Raw genomic sequence first — 14,043 nt, 5'->3', positions numbered from 1 at the left:
CGTTAGCGGTCGGGAAGACCGAATTCAGTAATAAGGAAGCGTTTCTGACCGGGCGCCTGCTTCACTTCCGCAGGAACCTGGGTGATGCCGAATTTCTTCGTGATGCTGCCGGTCTGGTCGAAGTAGACGCGGCTGCCCAGCGCCTCTGCGCTGTCGCGCACGTTGCCGTTCACCAGGATGACGCGCGAGGTGGTGGTCTGCGGGACCTGCTGCTTTACCCAGGCAATCTGACGGTCGTCGTCGGCGTCAATGAAGTAGAGGGTCTCGTCAAACACCGGAATAACGTCGAAGGGGTTGACCTTCTGGCCTTTGTGGGCGAACACCACGCCGTTCTGGTCGGCGATGTCGCGCTGCACCGTAAAGGACGGGTCGAAGAGGCGGCTGCGCGTCTCCCGCGCGGTGGTGATGCCTTCAACCGGCGGCGGCCGCATCGCCTCGTCCTCCACCTTCTTCTGCATCTCCTGCTCAATCTCCGCCTGTGACTTACCGGCAAAGTGCTGCTCAAGGTTCCGCTTCAGCACGGTAATAAGGTTGTGCTCGCGGATGTCCCAGGTGTCGCCGAAGGTGCCGAGCTCAGCGGCCCCTGCCGCCTGCGTCAGTGAGAGACTGAGCAGGAGCAGCGCGGCCCGGCGCTGACGGGGGTGAGGAATGAAGTACATATCCGCTCCTTCAGGATGTCTGCGGTTTTCTGAGCCGGCGGCAGGCCGCCTGCGCGGACTCTGTCTGCCGGAGCGTGTCGGCCAGCAACGTGGACGGCGTATCCGTGCGGCTGCACAGGCGGCGGTAGCGCAGCTTCAGGGCGGCGGTAGCGCAGCTTCAGGGCGGCGCAGCGGATATGCGCCTGCCGCCAGGCCAGCATTTCCGGACTGAGTGTGTGTTTCATCGGGAAGCTCCCGTATCGGGTGATCGGACAGGGTTACTGCTGTGAGCCGGCCTTCATCAGCTCCGCCAGGCGTGCCTGAATCTCCGGGGTGGCGTCCGGCAGGCCGGTGACGACGGCGGGGCTCACCAGAATGGCGGCCCCGTGCTCGCTGGCATATTCACCGGTGGCGGTGGTCACGCAGCGGTCAAAGCGGGACAGCAGCGCGTGACGCTGATCCTCCGTCAGGTCAAGCTTTGCCGCCTGCCGGATAAGGGTATTGGTCGTGCCCTTCATATCGAAGGTGACCAGCTCTGGCGGCTTAAGCCAGAGGAACCAGGCCGCCGCGCAGGCGCCAGTGCTCAGGGCCACCGACAGTGCGCAGCCCGCGATAAGGTGTTTACTGTTCAAAGTTGCATCTCCCGCAGCATGTGAATGATGTCGCGCTTGTGTGCATCGTTCTCGGCCATTTCAAACAGAACGTCCTTGATGTCGGCCCCCTCCCGCAGCCGCTGCTCGCGGTACGTGAAGTCATCCCCCTTAGAGGAGAACAGCGAATCGCTGAGCGGATCGAGAATGAGCCGGTGGAAGCTGGAGTATTCGCCGACGCTCAGCAGGAACGAGCTGTAGCGTGCCTGTTTCGCCGGCGGGAACTTGCGTATCAGCTCCCACTCCAGCTCGCTGAACGCGTGCGGCTCCTCCTTCTGGAAGGTGGTGAACGACTTGGCGTCCTGCATGCACGTGAACTTAAATGAGCTGTTGTCGTAGGCCGCAAGCGCCGCCGTAGACAGGTTCTTATCACGTATGGCCTGGGTGACCGTGCCGTAAGAGCCGTTGTGGCGGCGGGCAGTACGGTAGCCCTCCTCGATGAAGTCTTTGATTTTTTTGCTGGAGCCGCCGAGCAGCTTCCAGCCCTCATCAATGATGTTCATCTTCCGCTGGCTCCTTGGCGTGGTGTACATCATGTTCTCGTTCCAGATCATGATGGTGAACAGGATGGCCGAGAGCAGATCCTGCTGCTTGCGCAGGTCGCCCAGCTCGGTGACCACAAACTGCAGGTCCGGCCTGAGCGTCGGCTCGGACGAGTTGAAGAACTTGCCGTAGATGCCGCGCGTGCTGTACTTGCTGAGCAGCGTGGTGATTTCATCAATACGTCCGCCAATCAGCGACGAGTGCTCGCGGGTGATTTCCGCCTGCCGCGCCTTCAGGTAGTCAATGACGTGGTCGATGCGCATATCCTGCTGGTATTGCGGCCACGACTCGGTGATGGCTTCCAGGATCAGCGACTCGTGCACCTCGTCCAGCAGGCCGTTGGGGCTGGCCAGAATGCACAGCTGGTCGCGGATGCGCTCGGCGGCGAGGGTGATATTCGTGACGTTGGCAAACGGGTTGAACCGCAGCGACTCGCCGTTAATGTAGGTGCCGCCCAGGCTGCTGCAGGCCGCCTTGTAGGAGTCCCCGATGTCCTGCACCGCCACCGTGCCGCCCTTGTCGAGCACCGAGCGCGCGATGGAGTTGGCCAGCACCGACTTACCCGCCCCCGAGGTGCCTGACATAAACCAGTTAAAGTTGGTGTTCGGCAGGCTCTCATCGAACACGTCGATAAACGCGACCTGATTGCGGTAGCTCGGAATGAGGATCCCCGAGACGCACAGCTTGTTATCGCCGATGACCGGCATCAGGTTTACCGCGTGGAACGTTTCCGAGCGCTGAATGGCGCCGGTCTTGCGGCAGTCGCCGCGCAGCTTTTTGTCCGTCATCGCAAAGGGCACGGTTGCCAGCAGGTTGCGCAGCTGCATAAAGTCCGCCCGCACGAAGCGCAGCCCCTGTGCGGCGCAGGCGTTGCGCGCCTTTTCGGTGTAGCGCGACGTCAGGTCGTCATCATCAGGGCAGAACAGCGTCAGGCCGCAGAAGTAGCTGGTCAGCGACGTCTGATTCGCCAGCAGCCGGGTGCGGGCGTCGCTCCACTCCGCGTGCTGGCGCTTGGTGGACGGAATGTACTTGGCGTAGCTGGTGTTGACGCGCGAGTCCAGCGCGAGAAACTTCGCGTTAGCCTCGCCCTGACTTTTCATCTGGTCCTCGGTGGTGAGTACCATGGTAAAGATGAAGGGGCACGGAATGCCGTTGGTCGGCGACATCAGATCCTGAATGATGTTGCCGTTCTGCCACAGATAGTGCTCCTGCGGGTTGGTGTCGAGGTTCAGGTTCACCATGCGTGCGGCAAACGGACGGCTCTGACGATCGCTGCCCTCAATGCGGATGTGAGAGGGCTTCACCCGCCAGGATGTGGTGCGATCCACAAACTGCGTACTGAGGTCCGCCGACGGGTCGTAGGTGCTGTCGTAGCGCTCAAGCCGCGCCGGGTCGTGGTTAAGAAACTCGCGCAGGACGCTGCTGAATTCGGTCACGCCAACGGCGGAGGACCAGATATCCGCCGCGTTGAGCGCGTTCAGCAGGTTACGCCGGACGTCGCGCACGCGGATAAGGTCCGTGTCGGTCACGTTTTTGACTGGCGTCGCCCAGATGAAAAACAGGCGGTAATCGCGCAGGGTCAGCGGGTGGTCAAGACCGTTGCCGTAGGTGTAGCGCGCGCCGTTCAGGTAGAAGCGCGCGGTCACGTCGTTACACTCGGCCGCGCGGTGCCCCTGCCAGGCAAAGTTTTTCAGTCCGTGCTGAACCTGCTCTTTGACCGCGCGGCTGGAGACCAGCATCACCTGCAGCGGGATATCCCGGGGGGCCACGTCGCGCAGCAAATACTCCAGGCTGTCGGCGAGCTTTTCGTTGGCGCCGATAAGCGGCTGCGACTCCACCACAAACCCCACGGACGTTTTATTAACCCAGATCCGACTCTCGCTGTCGTAGTCCTTATAGGGAAGCAGGTCCCGGATGTGCGGGAAGTCCATTTCCTGCAGCTTCTCCCGCGTCTCGCCGGTGGTGTCACGCTCGCCGAGGATCCCCGCCACCGTCTCCACCACGTTCAGCGGGTCAAAGCGCAGGCCTTTAGGTAGTTTCATGCGCACCTCACATCAGAATGCCGTTCCAGTCGCCGTGACCGGAAACGCTGTAAATCACCTCCCCCATGTGGACGCTGTTGTCCGGGGAAACGTAAGGCGCAATCCAGATGCGCGCCACGCCGTCGGGACGGCGGAACGCGGCGGACGGTTCCGGGAAGCAGTGCGCCGCGCTGCAGTAAGCCGTCTGGTTACCCGCAGGCCGCAGCACGCCGTTATCTCGCGTGAAGGGACGCACCGAACCGGCTGACGCCACGCGCACCGGGATCCCTTCGCGCCAGTTCTGACCGCTGCCCGGCGCTTCACCCTGCGGGTCCAGCCGGATGTTGCCGGTATCAATCAGGCGGTAGTCGTCGAGGCGGATGCCCGCGCCTGTCATGCTGGCACCGGTCGCTGCGGGCGCGTTGCCGCTGCTGCCTGCTGACATATCGTCCGCCTGCGACATCCAGACGCCGGTATCTTTTGCCGGCTTATCAAACTCAAACTCGCTGTTCATGCCCGCGCAGCCGCAGAGCAGCGCGGCCAGCGCAAAGGGGGTGAGGAAGCGGACTTTATTCATGAGGTTCTCCGTCTTCAGGGGGAGTCATAAACGGTTTGTACAGATTCATCATCAGCGTGCTTTTCCCGGCGCCGGTCTGTCCGGCTACCATGTAATTTGCAGGCTGAGCGCCCTGTTCAGGTGACGTGTCGCATTCGTCAAAGGGATTATTCATGGTGGTCTCCGTTGAGGTCAGTCACTTCGGTAAAGTCGATAAAGAGGTCGCCGTTTTTGCCGCTGGTCCCGAGGCGGGACAGCAGCCCCAGCGCAAAGGTGTCGCCAGGGGAGACCTCCAGCAGGCGGCGCAGCGTCTCACCAAAGAGCGCCACGTAGCCGTCGTCAGGGATAAGACCGGGCTTGCAGTAGAGCTTTTTGACGCCAAAGCCCATCGCCTGCAGCCCGGCAACGCGTCCGTCCGCTTCACGGCCGAAGCAGGTCACGTTGCGTTCGGTAAACACCATCCAGCCACAGTGCTCGGCGTGCGCCATACGCATCTTGCCCGCCGTCATTGCGCCACGCCCTGCGGCGTCGCCCGCTGTTGTCCGCCGTTGCCGCTGACCGGCGCCACAAAGTCGTTAACGTTCAGACGGGTGGCATCCCCCAGGCGCCCGACCAGGTCAGGTGGCAGACCGCTGTTGCCACGCGCCTGTGTCTGCGTATCCTGCGATTCGCCGCCCGACCGCTTCTGCTCTTTCGCGAGCTTCGCTGCCTCCTCGTCCTCGATGAACTTCGCGCGGAAGCCCTCGATAAACACCACTTCCACGCGGTTGGCCGCGCCAATCGGGATGATGGGGTGATACTGCTCGGCGCGTTCGATGTAGTAGTCAGCCAGCTTGTCGGCCGCCTTACCTACGCCGCCGCCAATGGCGCCGCGCGCCACTTCACCGCCGCTGATGGAACTGGTGGCGCCGATACCGGTGACCGTCTGGCCTACCTGCGATGCGCTCTGACCGAGCCCGCCCAGGGCGCCTGCGGTAAACGCCAGCCCGAGGATTTTGCCGTTGCGCATGACCGGCACGCCCTTGATGCCGTTCTTACCATAGAAGGCGACGTGCCCCTTCACGGCCTGATCGATATGCTTGCCGTCAATGATGCAGGAGAGCCGCTGCAGCTGGACGATGGCGCGCTCGCTGGAAATATCGCCGTAGGCCGCCGCCGTCACGAAGCAGTTGTCGAGGTGCACCAGCCTGTTATTACCCGGCAGGTGCGCCTGCCCTTTGAGCTTGAACTGCATCGGAACCAGGTTGTTTTCGCCGCGCACCGAGGCGTTGGCGTCCGCGCCCTCAATGACGATGGCGTCGGAGAAGGTGCCGGTGGGGACCCAGAACGAGGTGTCCTTTGCCTTTGGCTCAAACTGCGAATAGTCGAAGGTGGCGCTGTCAATCTGCCCCGGCTGCGGCGCCGGAGGTGAAAAAGCGTATTCGGCACGCGGTGGCGGATTGCCGCCAGTCTGTGCAGATGCGCCCTGCTTAGGCGGATTCTGCTGCTCCTTCAGCTTGTCCATCAGCTCGCCCACGGTCTTCTGCAGCGACTGGTTGTTGCTCATCACGTCAGACATCTGGTCCTTCAGGGATTTGAAGTCCTTCTGCATCCCGGCCAGTTGCTCGCGCGCCTCCTTTTCGCGGTTCTGCGCGCTGACCAGCAGCGAGCCCTGACCCGCGCCGTCAAACGAGTTGGTGACGGACCCGCCGGTCAGGTTGGGCTCGGCGGCGGCCACGTCCGCCTTGTCCGCCTTTTTTGACCCGTGCCCGGACGCGCTCCGGTTGGCCAGATACAGGCCGCCGATAACCAGCAGCACCGCACCGGCGATGTAGGCCATCAGGCGGCGCTGCTTACTCTGGATGAGACGGTTAATGTTCATCGGCACCCCCCTTCGTGCGGAACACCGTGATGACGGAGACCTTCGCGCCCGGCTCCAGCGCGTCCAGCTGCGGATGGAACGCCACCGCCATGACGCCCGGACTCCAGAAGTAGCGCTCGCTCAGGCGCAGGCGCTGCGACGACAGGCTGGTCAGCTCCGTGCGTACGATACGCACACGGTCGCCCTGCCAGGCTGTTACCGGACGCAGGGCAAACGCGCTGCTGACCGCTCCGCTCACCGGCACGTCGGTGTTTTTGCTGAACACGTAGCCTTCGGGCTTGCGGTTATTAATGAAGCGACCCACCAGGCCGCTGATGAGCGCGCTATAAGTGTCCTGCTTCTGCTCAAACGCCCGTGCTTCTTCCGTGCCCTGCACCTCACGGTTATCCACCGTGAGGCTCAGCCCTGCCCGCCTGCCGGGGGTGGCCTGGAGGGAAAAGGCAAAGCCCGACGCCGTCTGCACGAAAAGCGTGAAGGGCTTATCGGTGACGGTGGAAAACACAATTGCCCCTTCCGGCGTGGGCGATTTGGCGCTAATCACGCCCTGCGCGGCCTGCACGCTGAGAATGCGGTCGTCGCTGACGCGCAGATAGTTCGGGTTGTTGTTGCTCACCGCCGCATTCACGCGGGCGCCGGGATTGAGGGTCAGCTGTTCAGCTCGGGCATTAAGCGCCGTCAGCAGCGCCACGGCGCTGATAAGCAGGTGTTTACGCATCGGGAACCTCCAGGAACGCGCTCCAGCAGAGACGGTTATTGCGGGTGTCCGTGCGGATGCGATAGTGCTTTTTAACAGGACGGGCGTCGTGCAGGCCGTAGTTGAGCTGCAGGTCGCCGCTGATATCAACGATGCCTTTATCAGGCCAGACGCCAAAATCTTTGGGATAGAACACCGACCCGCCGCTGTTGCCCTTTACGCGCGAAGCCTCGTCGGCCAGCACGCCCTTCAGGGCTTTATCCGCGCCGTCGCAGGCGGCGGCGAGCAGCATTTCATGGCTCGCATCCGCGTTGCTGTCGGTGATGTTGAGGCGAAGGTTCAGCCACGCCAGCGCCATCAGGCGCAGGTAGCGGGCGTCGCCGCGCTCTCCCGTGAAGCTGAACGGCGTGTCGGCGCCGTAGGGCACCACAATGGTCTGCCGGTTGCTGACGAGCTGATTCATCAGCGCCCGGTTATCGCTGTAAATGCGCCAGCAGAGGACCAGCGCAAGAATGGTGATAACGAGCAGCACCATAATGGCCACGGCCATATTGCGGTTGCCCGCAGAGCGCAGCTTGTATTCCATGATGTCTCCGGTAGGGGGTCAGGCGACCCAGTGCCGTTTATAGCTTTCAGGCAGGATGCCGATAAAGAAGCGCATCACTGAGGTGGGCAGGCACCAGTACGCGAGGTTGAGAAGATACTGAGATCCGCGGCCTTTCTTGAGGTGACGTATTCCAATCACGGCGGCTAAGAGCGTGGGGCCGAAAATCCACATGTTGAGAAAAATGGCCAGCAGTGCCAGCGGCACGTAGACACAGAACTCATCAGGTGGAAGCCCCACGAGACGCCTTTGCTCGGAAAACGTAGCCGCATATTGAAACCGGTTACGTTTTTCCATAAGCTCGGCTTAAGTTGGAATGATGCCGAAGGCAACGTTAATAAACACCATCACAGCAGCAATGCCCCCGAACATGGCCAGGTTCTTTGTCTTCACGTAAGTGAATACGGCCGCAAGTATCTCAATTATATAAAGAATCCACACCACTGTGGATCCACTCCCGAACGTATCCGAGATGGTCGTTTTACCGCCTGAGAACAGGTCTTCAGCGTGTGCCTGGAAGGCCGGAACGGACAGGATCGCGATGGAAGAAAGCAGCGTGAGACGATTCAGTTTCTGCCACGCTACCGCCCCTGCCTTGCGGCAGTATTTAAAGCACGTAGTTAATGCGCCCTTCATAGGTAATTTCCTTAGTTAGGGTTATAATGATCAGTCGGTTAAATTATCTCGTTCAGCTGCCGATAAGGCAGTAAGTCAAATTTTCAGTTTTCCTGTTACACCTCCTTTACGGATTAAGCAGAAAGCTACAGAAACTTACGGTTTCTTAACTGGCTGACGCTTTTTTACGCTCACAGATCCCCAACTTCAATATAAGTTATTGATCTTACTGATCTATTTATTTTATCGTAAAGAACGAATCCGCTTGTGATTACAGATAACTGACTGAATAAAGTAGAGAATTGAATGACGCTGCCAGCAGAATTGATGCTTCATATGGCCAGTCCGGCAGGGATAGCTGCGGCATTTTTTAGGACAAATGATGAGGAAGCCTTATGGAAGCTGACTCAGGAAGCCCTTTTTCACTACGCCCGGGACCCCGGATGGTTTGAAGTCGAGGCCATGGGCCGGAGATGGTATGCCTGCCGCGTCGTGACTATCCCCTTCCTCATATACATGAGTCGTCGCATTCCCGGACGCCTGGCGAGAGCCTTCTCTGAGCGCGCCCGCGCGCACATACGCAGTGACGATGACCGGGCCGATCCGGAAATATGGATACTGCTGAGCCAGGAATTTCTGGCGCCCCTTCCCCGGCCGGGCGTGAATTTATGGCAGGCGGGAAGAGTGAAAGCCGGAATTGAAAAATCTGCAGTGCTGACCGCACAGGATGCGCCGGAAGAGGCCGTTGAAAATAATATTGTGCAGGCCGGCAGCCCCGTTGAGCTGACCGGCGGAACGCCGACCGCGATAATAAATAAACGAGAAGAAGCGCAAACCGTTTCATTACCGGAAGGGACGGAAATCAGCCAGGAAATTCCTGCCCGAAAAGGACGGAAAAAACGCTCGGATTCCCCTGATGCCGAAAAAGTCCTGCAGCTACTTCTGCAGGGGAGGCGCGTAAAGGAAATATGTGCAGAGATGAAATGCTCTGAAGCTTACGTGTACAAGCTGATAAAAATCCGCCGGGGTATGTCCGCGATGGAATACCGGTGGTTGCAGTGGCAGATGGTGTCAGATATGTATCACGGTGAGCCGAAAAAAACGCTTAATGATATAGAATCGGCCTGCGGAATAAGTCGGGCAGCCGTTTACAATGCGGTCAAGAAAATCGCTTTTCGTGATGGACTTGTGCTCTTTGAAGAAAAGAGAGACAGGAAGCTCAGTAAAAAAGATGTGGAGGTTATTAAGAAAAAACTCGCAGAAGGAACGATGAGAAAGGATATTCTTCGTGAATTCAGTATTACCACTGACACGCTTATTAAATATGTGGGCCACAGCGAGGATTACCGTGTCATTCCGCCGGAAGTGTATGAAAGCGTCGTCAGGTTGCGGATGCAGGGTAAAACGCTGCAGGCGACCGCAGATATTCTCGGGGTGAGCATTGGGGTTGTTAAAAAGGCCTGGAAGGAAAAAAAGAACGCACCAGAAACAAAGAAAAAGCGCGTCAAATATGACAATCGGAACCCCCTTTCGAAGCGCGACAGAGATCAGGCGGTTAACGCCGTTCTGAAAGGTGGCCACACGCGTGTGCAGGTGTATACCCAGTACGGTATTAATGCGCTGACATTGCGTCGATATATCCGCGCAGCTCAGAAGGAAGAAGAAGAGAAGCTGCGCAGGAAAGAAGAAAGAGAGGCTAAGAAGAAGAAAGCAGATTGATCTCAGGTAAAACAGCAGGGCCGTTTACCGGCCCTTAATAACATTACTTAAAATACTCTAATAATTTCCCCGCAACTCTTTCCTTCATCTCTTTCGGCCACTCTGGTTCAAGAAGCATTTCATTTTTTATGACCTTAGATGTGTCTACTGTCTCCTTCATTATCCCGAACATGGCGTCGATGATAAATCCATTCATTAGTGCATTCTTTGCAATCAATTCAAGCTTTTGATCCAGAGTCTTGGTCGATTCGTCTTTGTTGATTTTATTCTCATGAACTCTGAGGCCAAGTTTGAACATTTCCATAACGAATGCAGAGCGATTTGCTGATTCACGTGATTCACCATCTTCGAGCATTTTTTCCACATGCGCATCGACCTTTTCAAGTAATGAAAACGGAACGGTCAGATAAACTCGGTTGCGTTTGGAACTTGTATCCTCAGACATATTCTTCCCACCTTTTTAAAAATATTATACCTTCTGGCTAGCTCATCGGATGAGTCAGAGCGAAGATTAACAGTTGAAATAATACTATCACTTTTGGTTGCCACACGGCAACCTTGCGGCATTTTAGTGGCAGTTGCACAGTTGCTTTGTGGCCTTTTATGAAATTTAACTTTCATATGTATATGAATAATATACATTTGCCTCAAGGCAACCCTTAAGCCCCCAATCTGTTGCTTCAAGGAGGCACCACGGCAACCAAGCGCAAGGCTAAATTTTCTACAATTTTAATCTAAGTCTATGTTTTTAATGCATTATTATTGCATAAATAATTTTGCGAGTGGTGTGTAAAAAACACTTTCTTATGATATTATTGGATGTACCGGCACCCCCGAACTTTTCAAATCAGGAGCGGCAATGCGCTTATTTATATGCGCCGCGGCCCTGCTGGCAACAGGCATTTTAAACGCCAGCGCGCGCGCAGACTGCTTTATTAATGCAGGACAATGGTATTCCATCGATCCCGATTATCTGCGCGCGATAGCATGGCAGGAATCACGCTACAACCCCCGGGCCGTTAACACTAATGTGACCAGTACCGGAAAACCCGGAAGCAGTGATTACGGCCTTATGCAGATTAATTCCGTTACCATGCGGGGATTGCAAAAAGAGTACCCCGGCCTTAACCGGGATAAGCTGATGTCCGATCCGTGCCTGAATATTTACATCGGCGCGATGCTGCTGCGCCGTAATTTCAATCAGTACGGCACAAACTGGCTGGCGGTCGGCATGTACAACGCGGGGATGAAAAATATCCCGGTTACCATCCAGAACCGTTACAATTACGCTATGCTCATCGACGGTCATTACAAAGGCATCAAGGCAGGTAAAATCCCGCGCGTCGCCTTTCCGTAATGATATAGCCGATGTGGGTCAGAACGATTTAAATACTCATTCATTACCTGAATGCAATAATAAGCACCGACTTTTCCTGATGATTTGGCATTTCAGACATGAGCGTTTTTTTCAGCGGCGCGGGGCGGGCTATGAAGGAATAAAGATCTTCACCTTCAGCAAAAAACGATGATTCGCATGCACTTACGATTAAGAATAAGAGAGCATGGCAGGAAGGGTTAAAAAAGGAGCCCGAAGGCTCCCGATTGACTACTCAGTGGTAACTGACAAAATTTTATTTATTTCACCCTGCACACCGCCCCCATGACCAAAGTAGTCCGGGCGGACGTTATAAAGTTCTCCCGCATTATAACGGGCAAGTGTAATATCTTCTTCACCAATCAGATGATCATATTTAACTTTAAGGATCCCGATAGCCTGTTTTTTCATGGTGTCCGAATATTCCCGGTCAACGAATACGTAGCCCACGCCTCCGTAAACTTCGTTAAACGGCGATGAACAGGAAACTGACATATCCTGCATCCCGTCAAAATAACTGTCACGATATTTTCCCGTAATCGTTTTAACCTGCTCTTCGGTGGGGCCATCGGTCCAGTTTACGCTGACGCTGTCATAGCCGCGTTTACGCACCGAAAATTTAACGCCCGGCCAGGCTGCTTTAAGCTCGCGGCGTAAATTCCCGGTGACCTGCACGGCTCCTTTTTTTTCCTGCGACAGGTGCGCATATTTCGGGTCTGATATCAGCCGCGCGCACTCTGCTTTAAACTGCCGGATTTCATCTTCACTTTCCTGTTTACGGCGGCGCTCTTCTTCCTCTGCATTTTTCAGTATTTCCGCCGTCTCATCCGGCGTTTTAATTTCGTCAAATATCTGCCACTGTCTGCCGTAAAGAATGCTTTCAGGCAGTCCCCGCGTAATGTCACCGTTCTCGAAGGCAATATTAAACGTGGCGTTTCCGCCATACGAAATGACGCCCGAAATGGCCCCTACTGAGTCCGGTTTCTGCTCGCCCTGGATGGCAACAATGACGCCGCGTCCGCGATTATAAAGCACCGAATAAACGACCTGACCGGGAACCAGCGCGCGCTTCGTTGTCTGTGACATGTTCATCACCTGTACCTCTGTTTTGGTTAAAGGGTTGAGATGGCCACCTGCCGGAGGTGGCCCCTGCGGGTTATTCCGGGGTAACGGCCTGCAGCTGGTTCACGAGCCGCATAAAGCGTGGCCACTGCCTGAACGTCATCGCGGGCACGTGTACGCCCTTTCCGCCCTTCAGCCCGTATACAAAGGCGCGCGCCTGTGCGAGGATATCGCTGTCAGAAATCATAAAGCTCTCCTGAGTTACTGGTTTTGATAAGGTCTGGCGGCGCTAATACGCCCGACCGTGAGGAAAGCGGGGATGGTAGCCCCGCTTTTTTTACGCCTGTTGTCCGCCCGTCCTGCCGTTCATCGGCCAGTCTTTCAGGCGGCTGCATGCATTGCCCCACACCACCTCGCCCCGGCTGCCAAACTGCGCGTGCACGATATGGCTCGCCACAATCCACGCCCGGAACGAAGACAGCGGCAGCGCGCTGTCCTGCACGGTGTCCGCAATCTGCTGCGCCATATCGTGCAGCGTGAACCACAGGTGCTCGTGCTCCTCGCTGGCGCTGAGACGGTGCTTTCCCAGCGCCGTCAGGGCCGCCAGGCTTTCTGCCAGCCCCGGCGTCAGGCCCGGGATCTCTGACTGAGCCGCCTGCGCGGCGCCGGTATACTGTTTTTTCATCGTGCTTTCTCCTGTTGTCATTTTTCAGTGCGTCTCTGCCGCCTTCCCGGCTTTTTTCTCAGGCTCAGCGTTCAGCCATCCGGGCTATATAACGCGTACGGTTTTCCTGTGATACCCGACAGTAATCTTCCAGCGCGGGTAACGGTTCCGGGTGTGTTTCCAGCCAGAACTCCGGGAAAGCGGCCAGGCTCAGCGCTTCAGCGGAGTAAATCATCTGATACACGTCCGCAGCACTGACCGCCCCCATATCTTCGAGATCACGCACGGCGTCTGCCGCCGCTGTCACGCTGATGCTGAGTGCTTCATCGTCCAGCCGACTCACTCCCGCACGGCTGAGCGCGAGATATGTCATCAGGTCGCCCTCGGCTTTTGCCAGCGTAATCAGCAGGCCGTCCCGGCGCCCTAGCCAGAGAAATGACGGGCTTTTCACCCATGTTTTGGGAGATTCTGGCGTGGCGGTGTTGACGTTGACGTTGTGTGTGTTCATGGCATTTCTCCTGCTGAGGTGGGTAATCATGTTTCGGTCGATCCAGTCGCGGCGAAGGGCAAAGGAGCAACGGCAGGCGGCAGATGCAGGGGCGCCGCAGGCGTGCATTTCACCCTTGCAGCTGACGAATGACGGTGCTACGAAAAGCCCTCCGCGCCTGGAATGACCGGAACAGCGCCACCGCGCGCGAAAACGGCATGAACACACCCCGGACGGCTCTGCCGGTCCGGGCCTCAGCGGCCACGTCCTTTTGTGGCCAGTGAACGCGCGGGCGACCGCCCGCTGCAGGGGTTGCTGTCCGCCATCAGACCCTAGCCGTCAGGCCCGGAACGCGTCCCTCTGCGGTCCGGCGGAGCTTACCGGCTTGCCGGTTAGCGCAGTAGGGCTCGACGACCCGGCTTGCCGGGGAGCCGGAGGGGGCCATGGTTCGTGACCTTCAGGTGTTTATGATCCCGGTAAGAAAACGGCAGCAGAGAAATCAGGCAGACAGCAGAAAGACAGGAAAGAAGAGGAAGAGAAGGCCAGACCACAGG

The 14,043-nt window shown here is 57.4% G+C and carries 18 protein-coding genes; 2 read left to right on the top strand and 16 right to left on the bottom strand.

The annotated features are described in order from the left end of the window. Nucleotides 1–2 precede the first annotated feature (2 nt). The 11 genes from traW to KVT28_RS23655 all read right to left on the bottom strand — a co-directional run bounded on the left by traW (nt 3) and on the right by KVT28_RS23655 (nt 8,203). Complete coding sequence (traW, locus tag KVT28_RS23705; RefSeq protein WP_217550486.1) at nt 3–659, bottom strand: type-F conjugative transfer system protein TraW; 657 nt, start codon at nt 657–659, stop codon at nt 3–5. Between the two features lie 257 nt (nt 660–916). Next, nucleotides 917–1,270 (bottom strand): TrbI F-type domain-containing protein, encoded by a 354-nt coding sequence (locus tag KVT28_RS23700; RefSeq protein ID WP_217550483.1) that lies wholly within the window; start codon nt 1,268–1,270, stop codon nt 917–919. Next, nucleotides 1,267–3,873 (bottom strand): type IV secretion system protein TraC, encoded by a 2,607-nt coding sequence (gene traC / locus KVT28_RS23695; protein ID WP_217550481.1) that lies wholly within the window; start codon nt 3,871–3,873, stop codon nt 1,267–1,269. Before traC ends, KVT28_RS23700 begins: the two co-directional genes overlap by 4 nt. A gap of 7 nt (nt 3,874–3,880) precedes the next feature. Then, nucleotides 3,881–4,429, bottom strand: a complete 549-nt coding sequence (gene traV, locus KVT28_RS23690; RefSeq protein ID WP_217550479.1) for a type IV conjugative transfer system lipoprotein TraV — start codon at nt 4,427–4,429, stop codon at nt 3,881–3,883. Continuing rightward, the gene (locus KVT28_RS23685) at nt 4,422–4,583 is read right to left on the bottom strand and encodes a zeta toxin family protein (RefSeq protein WP_217550477.1); all 162 of its coding nucleotides are present in this window, start codon (nt 4,581–4,583) and stop codon (nt 4,422–4,424) included. The genes traV and KVT28_RS23685 overlap by 8 nt, the downstream gene beginning before the upstream one ends. Continuing rightward, a complete protein-coding gene (locus KVT28_RS23680) occupies nt 4,576–4,917 on the bottom strand; it encodes a hypothetical protein (protein ID WP_211729651.1) in 342 nt (113 codons plus the stop codon). Before KVT28_RS23680 ends, KVT28_RS23685 begins: the two co-directional genes overlap by 8 nt. Next, complete coding sequence (locus tag KVT28_RS23675) at nt 4,914–6,269, bottom strand: TrbI/VirB10 family protein (RefSeq protein ID WP_217550475.1); 1,356 nt, start codon at nt 6,267–6,269, stop codon at nt 4,914–4,916. Before KVT28_RS23675 ends, KVT28_RS23680 begins: the two co-directional genes overlap by 4 nt. Continuing rightward, nucleotides 6,259–6,984, bottom strand: a complete 726-nt coding sequence (locus tag KVT28_RS23670) for a type-F conjugative transfer system secretin TraK (protein WP_217550473.1) — start codon at nt 6,982–6,984, stop codon at nt 6,259–6,261. Before KVT28_RS23670 ends, KVT28_RS23675 begins: the two co-directional genes overlap by 11 nt. Continuing rightward, nucleotides 6,977–7,549 (bottom strand): TraE/TraK family type IV conjugative transfer system protein, encoded by a 573-nt coding sequence (locus KVT28_RS23665; RefSeq protein WP_217550471.1) that lies wholly within the window; start codon nt 7,547–7,549, stop codon nt 6,977–6,979. Before KVT28_RS23665 ends, KVT28_RS23670 begins: the two co-directional genes overlap by 8 nt. A gap of 18 nt (nt 7,550–7,567) precedes the next feature. Further along, nucleotides 7,568–7,864: a type IV conjugative transfer system protein TraL gene (gene traL / locus KVT28_RS23660; RefSeq protein ID WP_217550469.1), complete on the bottom strand. Its 297-nt coding sequence runs from the start codon at nt 7,862–7,864 to the stop codon at nt 7,568–7,570. Nucleotides 7,865–7,873: 9 nt separating this feature from the next. Beyond that, entirely contained in the window at nt 7,874–8,203 is a 330-nt protein-coding gene (locus KVT28_RS23655) for a type IV conjugative transfer system pilin TraA (RefSeq protein ID WP_217550467.1), read from the bottom strand. Nucleotides 8,204–8,488: 285 nt separating this feature from the next. Between KVT28_RS23655 and KVT28_RS23650 the strand changes: the two genes are divergently transcribed. Continuing rightward, the gene (locus KVT28_RS23650; RefSeq protein ID WP_217550465.1) at nt 8,489–9,901 is read left to right on the top strand and encodes a helix-turn-helix domain-containing protein; all 1,413 of its coding nucleotides are present in this window, start codon (nt 8,489–8,491) and stop codon (nt 9,899–9,901) included. Nucleotides 9,902–9,944: 43 nt separating this feature from the next. Here KVT28_RS23650 and KVT28_RS23645 read toward each other — a convergent pair whose 3' ends face one another. Then, nucleotides 9,945–10,346 (bottom strand): hypothetical protein, encoded by a 402-nt coding sequence (locus KVT28_RS23645; RefSeq protein WP_217550463.1) that lies wholly within the window; start codon nt 10,344–10,346, stop codon nt 9,945–9,947. A gap of 414 nt (nt 10,347–10,760) precedes the next feature. Between KVT28_RS23645 and KVT28_RS23640 the strand changes: the two genes are divergently transcribed. After that, the gene (locus KVT28_RS23640) at nt 10,761–11,258 is read left to right on the top strand and encodes a lytic transglycosylase domain-containing protein (RefSeq protein ID WP_217550461.1); all 498 of its coding nucleotides are present in this window, start codon (nt 10,761–10,763) and stop codon (nt 11,256–11,258) included. Nucleotides 11,259–11,507: 249 nt separating this feature from the next. On the opposite strand, the gene KVT28_RS23635 is transcribed toward KVT28_RS23640, so the two are convergent. From KVT28_RS23635 to KVT28_RS23620, 4 genes are all read right to left on the bottom strand, one after another. Further along, the gene (locus KVT28_RS23635) at nt 11,508–12,362 is read right to left on the bottom strand and encodes an LPD29 domain-containing protein (RefSeq protein ID WP_217550459.1); all 855 of its coding nucleotides are present in this window, start codon (nt 12,360–12,362) and stop codon (nt 11,508–11,510) included. A gap of 70 nt (nt 12,363–12,432) precedes the next feature. After that, nucleotides 12,433–12,585, bottom strand: coding sequence for a succinate dehydrogenase flavoprotein subunit (locus tag KVT28_RS23630; RefSeq protein ID WP_217550457.1), 153 nt, complete (start codon nt 12,583–12,585; stop codon nt 12,433–12,435). Between the two features lie 90 nt (nt 12,586–12,675). Continuing rightward, complete coding sequence (locus tag KVT28_RS23625) at nt 12,676–13,023, bottom strand: hypothetical protein (RefSeq protein ID WP_217550455.1); 348 nt, start codon at nt 13,021–13,023, stop codon at nt 12,676–12,678. A 64-nt stretch (nt 13,024–13,087) separates the two neighbouring features. After that, nucleotides 13,088–13,510, bottom strand: a complete 423-nt coding sequence (locus tag KVT28_RS23620) for a hypothetical protein (RefSeq protein ID WP_217550453.1) — start codon at nt 13,508–13,510, stop codon at nt 13,088–13,090. Nucleotides 13,511–14,043: the final 533 nt, after the last annotated feature.

Origin of the sequence: Pantoea sp. GbtcB22 (genome assembly GCF_019091025.1) — a bacterium.
Classification (GTDB): domain Bacteria; phylum Pseudomonadota; class Gammaproteobacteria; order Enterobacterales; family Enterobacteriaceae; genus Pantoea; species Pantoea leporis.
This window is presented reverse-complemented; position numbering and strand designations above follow the sequence as displayed.

Bases quoted from the DNA above. Each gene is read 5' to 3' on its own strand.
- traV (WP_217550479.1), bottom strand. From the start codon at position 4,429: ATGAATAAAGTCCGCTTCCTCACCCCCTTTGCGCTGGCCGCGCTGCTC.
- traL (WP_217550469.1), bottom strand. From the start codon at position 7,864: ATGGAAAAACGTAACCGGTTTCAATATGCGGCTACGTTTTCCGAGCAA.
- KVT28_RS23675 (WP_217550475.1), bottom strand. From the start codon at position 6,269: ATGAACATTAACCGTCTCATCCAGAGTAAGCAGCGCCGCCTGATGGCC.
- KVT28_RS23625 (WP_217550455.1), bottom strand. From the start codon at position 13,023: ATGAAAAAACAGTATACCGGCGCCGCGCAGGCGGCTCAGTCAGAGATC.
- KVT28_RS23635 (WP_217550459.1), bottom strand. From the start codon at position 12,362: ATGTCACAGACAACGAAGCGCGCGCTGGTTCCCGGTCAGGTCGTTTAT.
- KVT28_RS23630 (WP_217550457.1), bottom strand. From the start codon at position 12,585: ATGATTTCTGACAGCGATATCCTCGCACAGGCGCGCGCCTTTGTATAC.
- KVT28_RS23655 (WP_217550467.1), bottom strand. From the start codon at position 8,203: ATGAAGGGCGCATTAACTACGTGCTTTAAATACTGCCGCAAGGCAGGG.
- traC (WP_217550481.1), bottom strand. From the start codon at position 3,873: ATGAAACTACCTAAAGGCCTGCGCTTTGACCCGCTGAACGTGGTGGAG.
- KVT28_RS23650 (WP_217550465.1), top strand. From the start codon at position 8,489: ATGACGCTGCCAGCAGAATTGATGCTTCATATGGCCAGTCCGGCAGGG.
- KVT28_RS23620 (WP_217550453.1), bottom strand. From the start codon at position 13,510: ATGAACACACACAACGTCAACGTCAACACCGCCACGCCAGAATCTCCC.
- KVT28_RS23680 (WP_211729651.1), bottom strand. From the start codon at position 4,917: ATGACGGCGGGCAAGATGCGTATGGCGCACGCCGAGCACTGTGGCTGG.
- traW (WP_217550486.1), bottom strand. From the start codon at position 659: ATGTACTTCATTCCTCACCCCCGTCAGCGCCGGGCCGCGCTGCTCCTG.
- KVT28_RS23645 (WP_217550463.1), bottom strand. From the start codon at position 10,346: ATGTCTGAGGATACAAGTTCCAAACGCAACCGAGTTTATCTGACCGTT.
- KVT28_RS23685 (WP_217550477.1), bottom strand. From the start codon at position 4,583: ATGAATAATCCCTTTGACGAATGCGACACGTCACCTGAACAGGGCGCT.
- KVT28_RS23665 (WP_217550471.1), bottom strand. From the start codon at position 7,549: ATGGAATACAAGCTGCGCTCTGCGGGCAACCGCAATATGGCCGTGGCC.
- KVT28_RS23640 (WP_217550461.1), top strand. From the start codon at position 10,761: ATGCGCTTATTTATATGCGCCGCGGCCCTGCTGGCAACAGGCATTTTA.
- KVT28_RS23670 (WP_217550473.1), bottom strand. From the start codon at position 6,984: ATGCGTAAACACCTGCTTATCAGCGCCGTGGCGCTGCTGACGGCGCTT.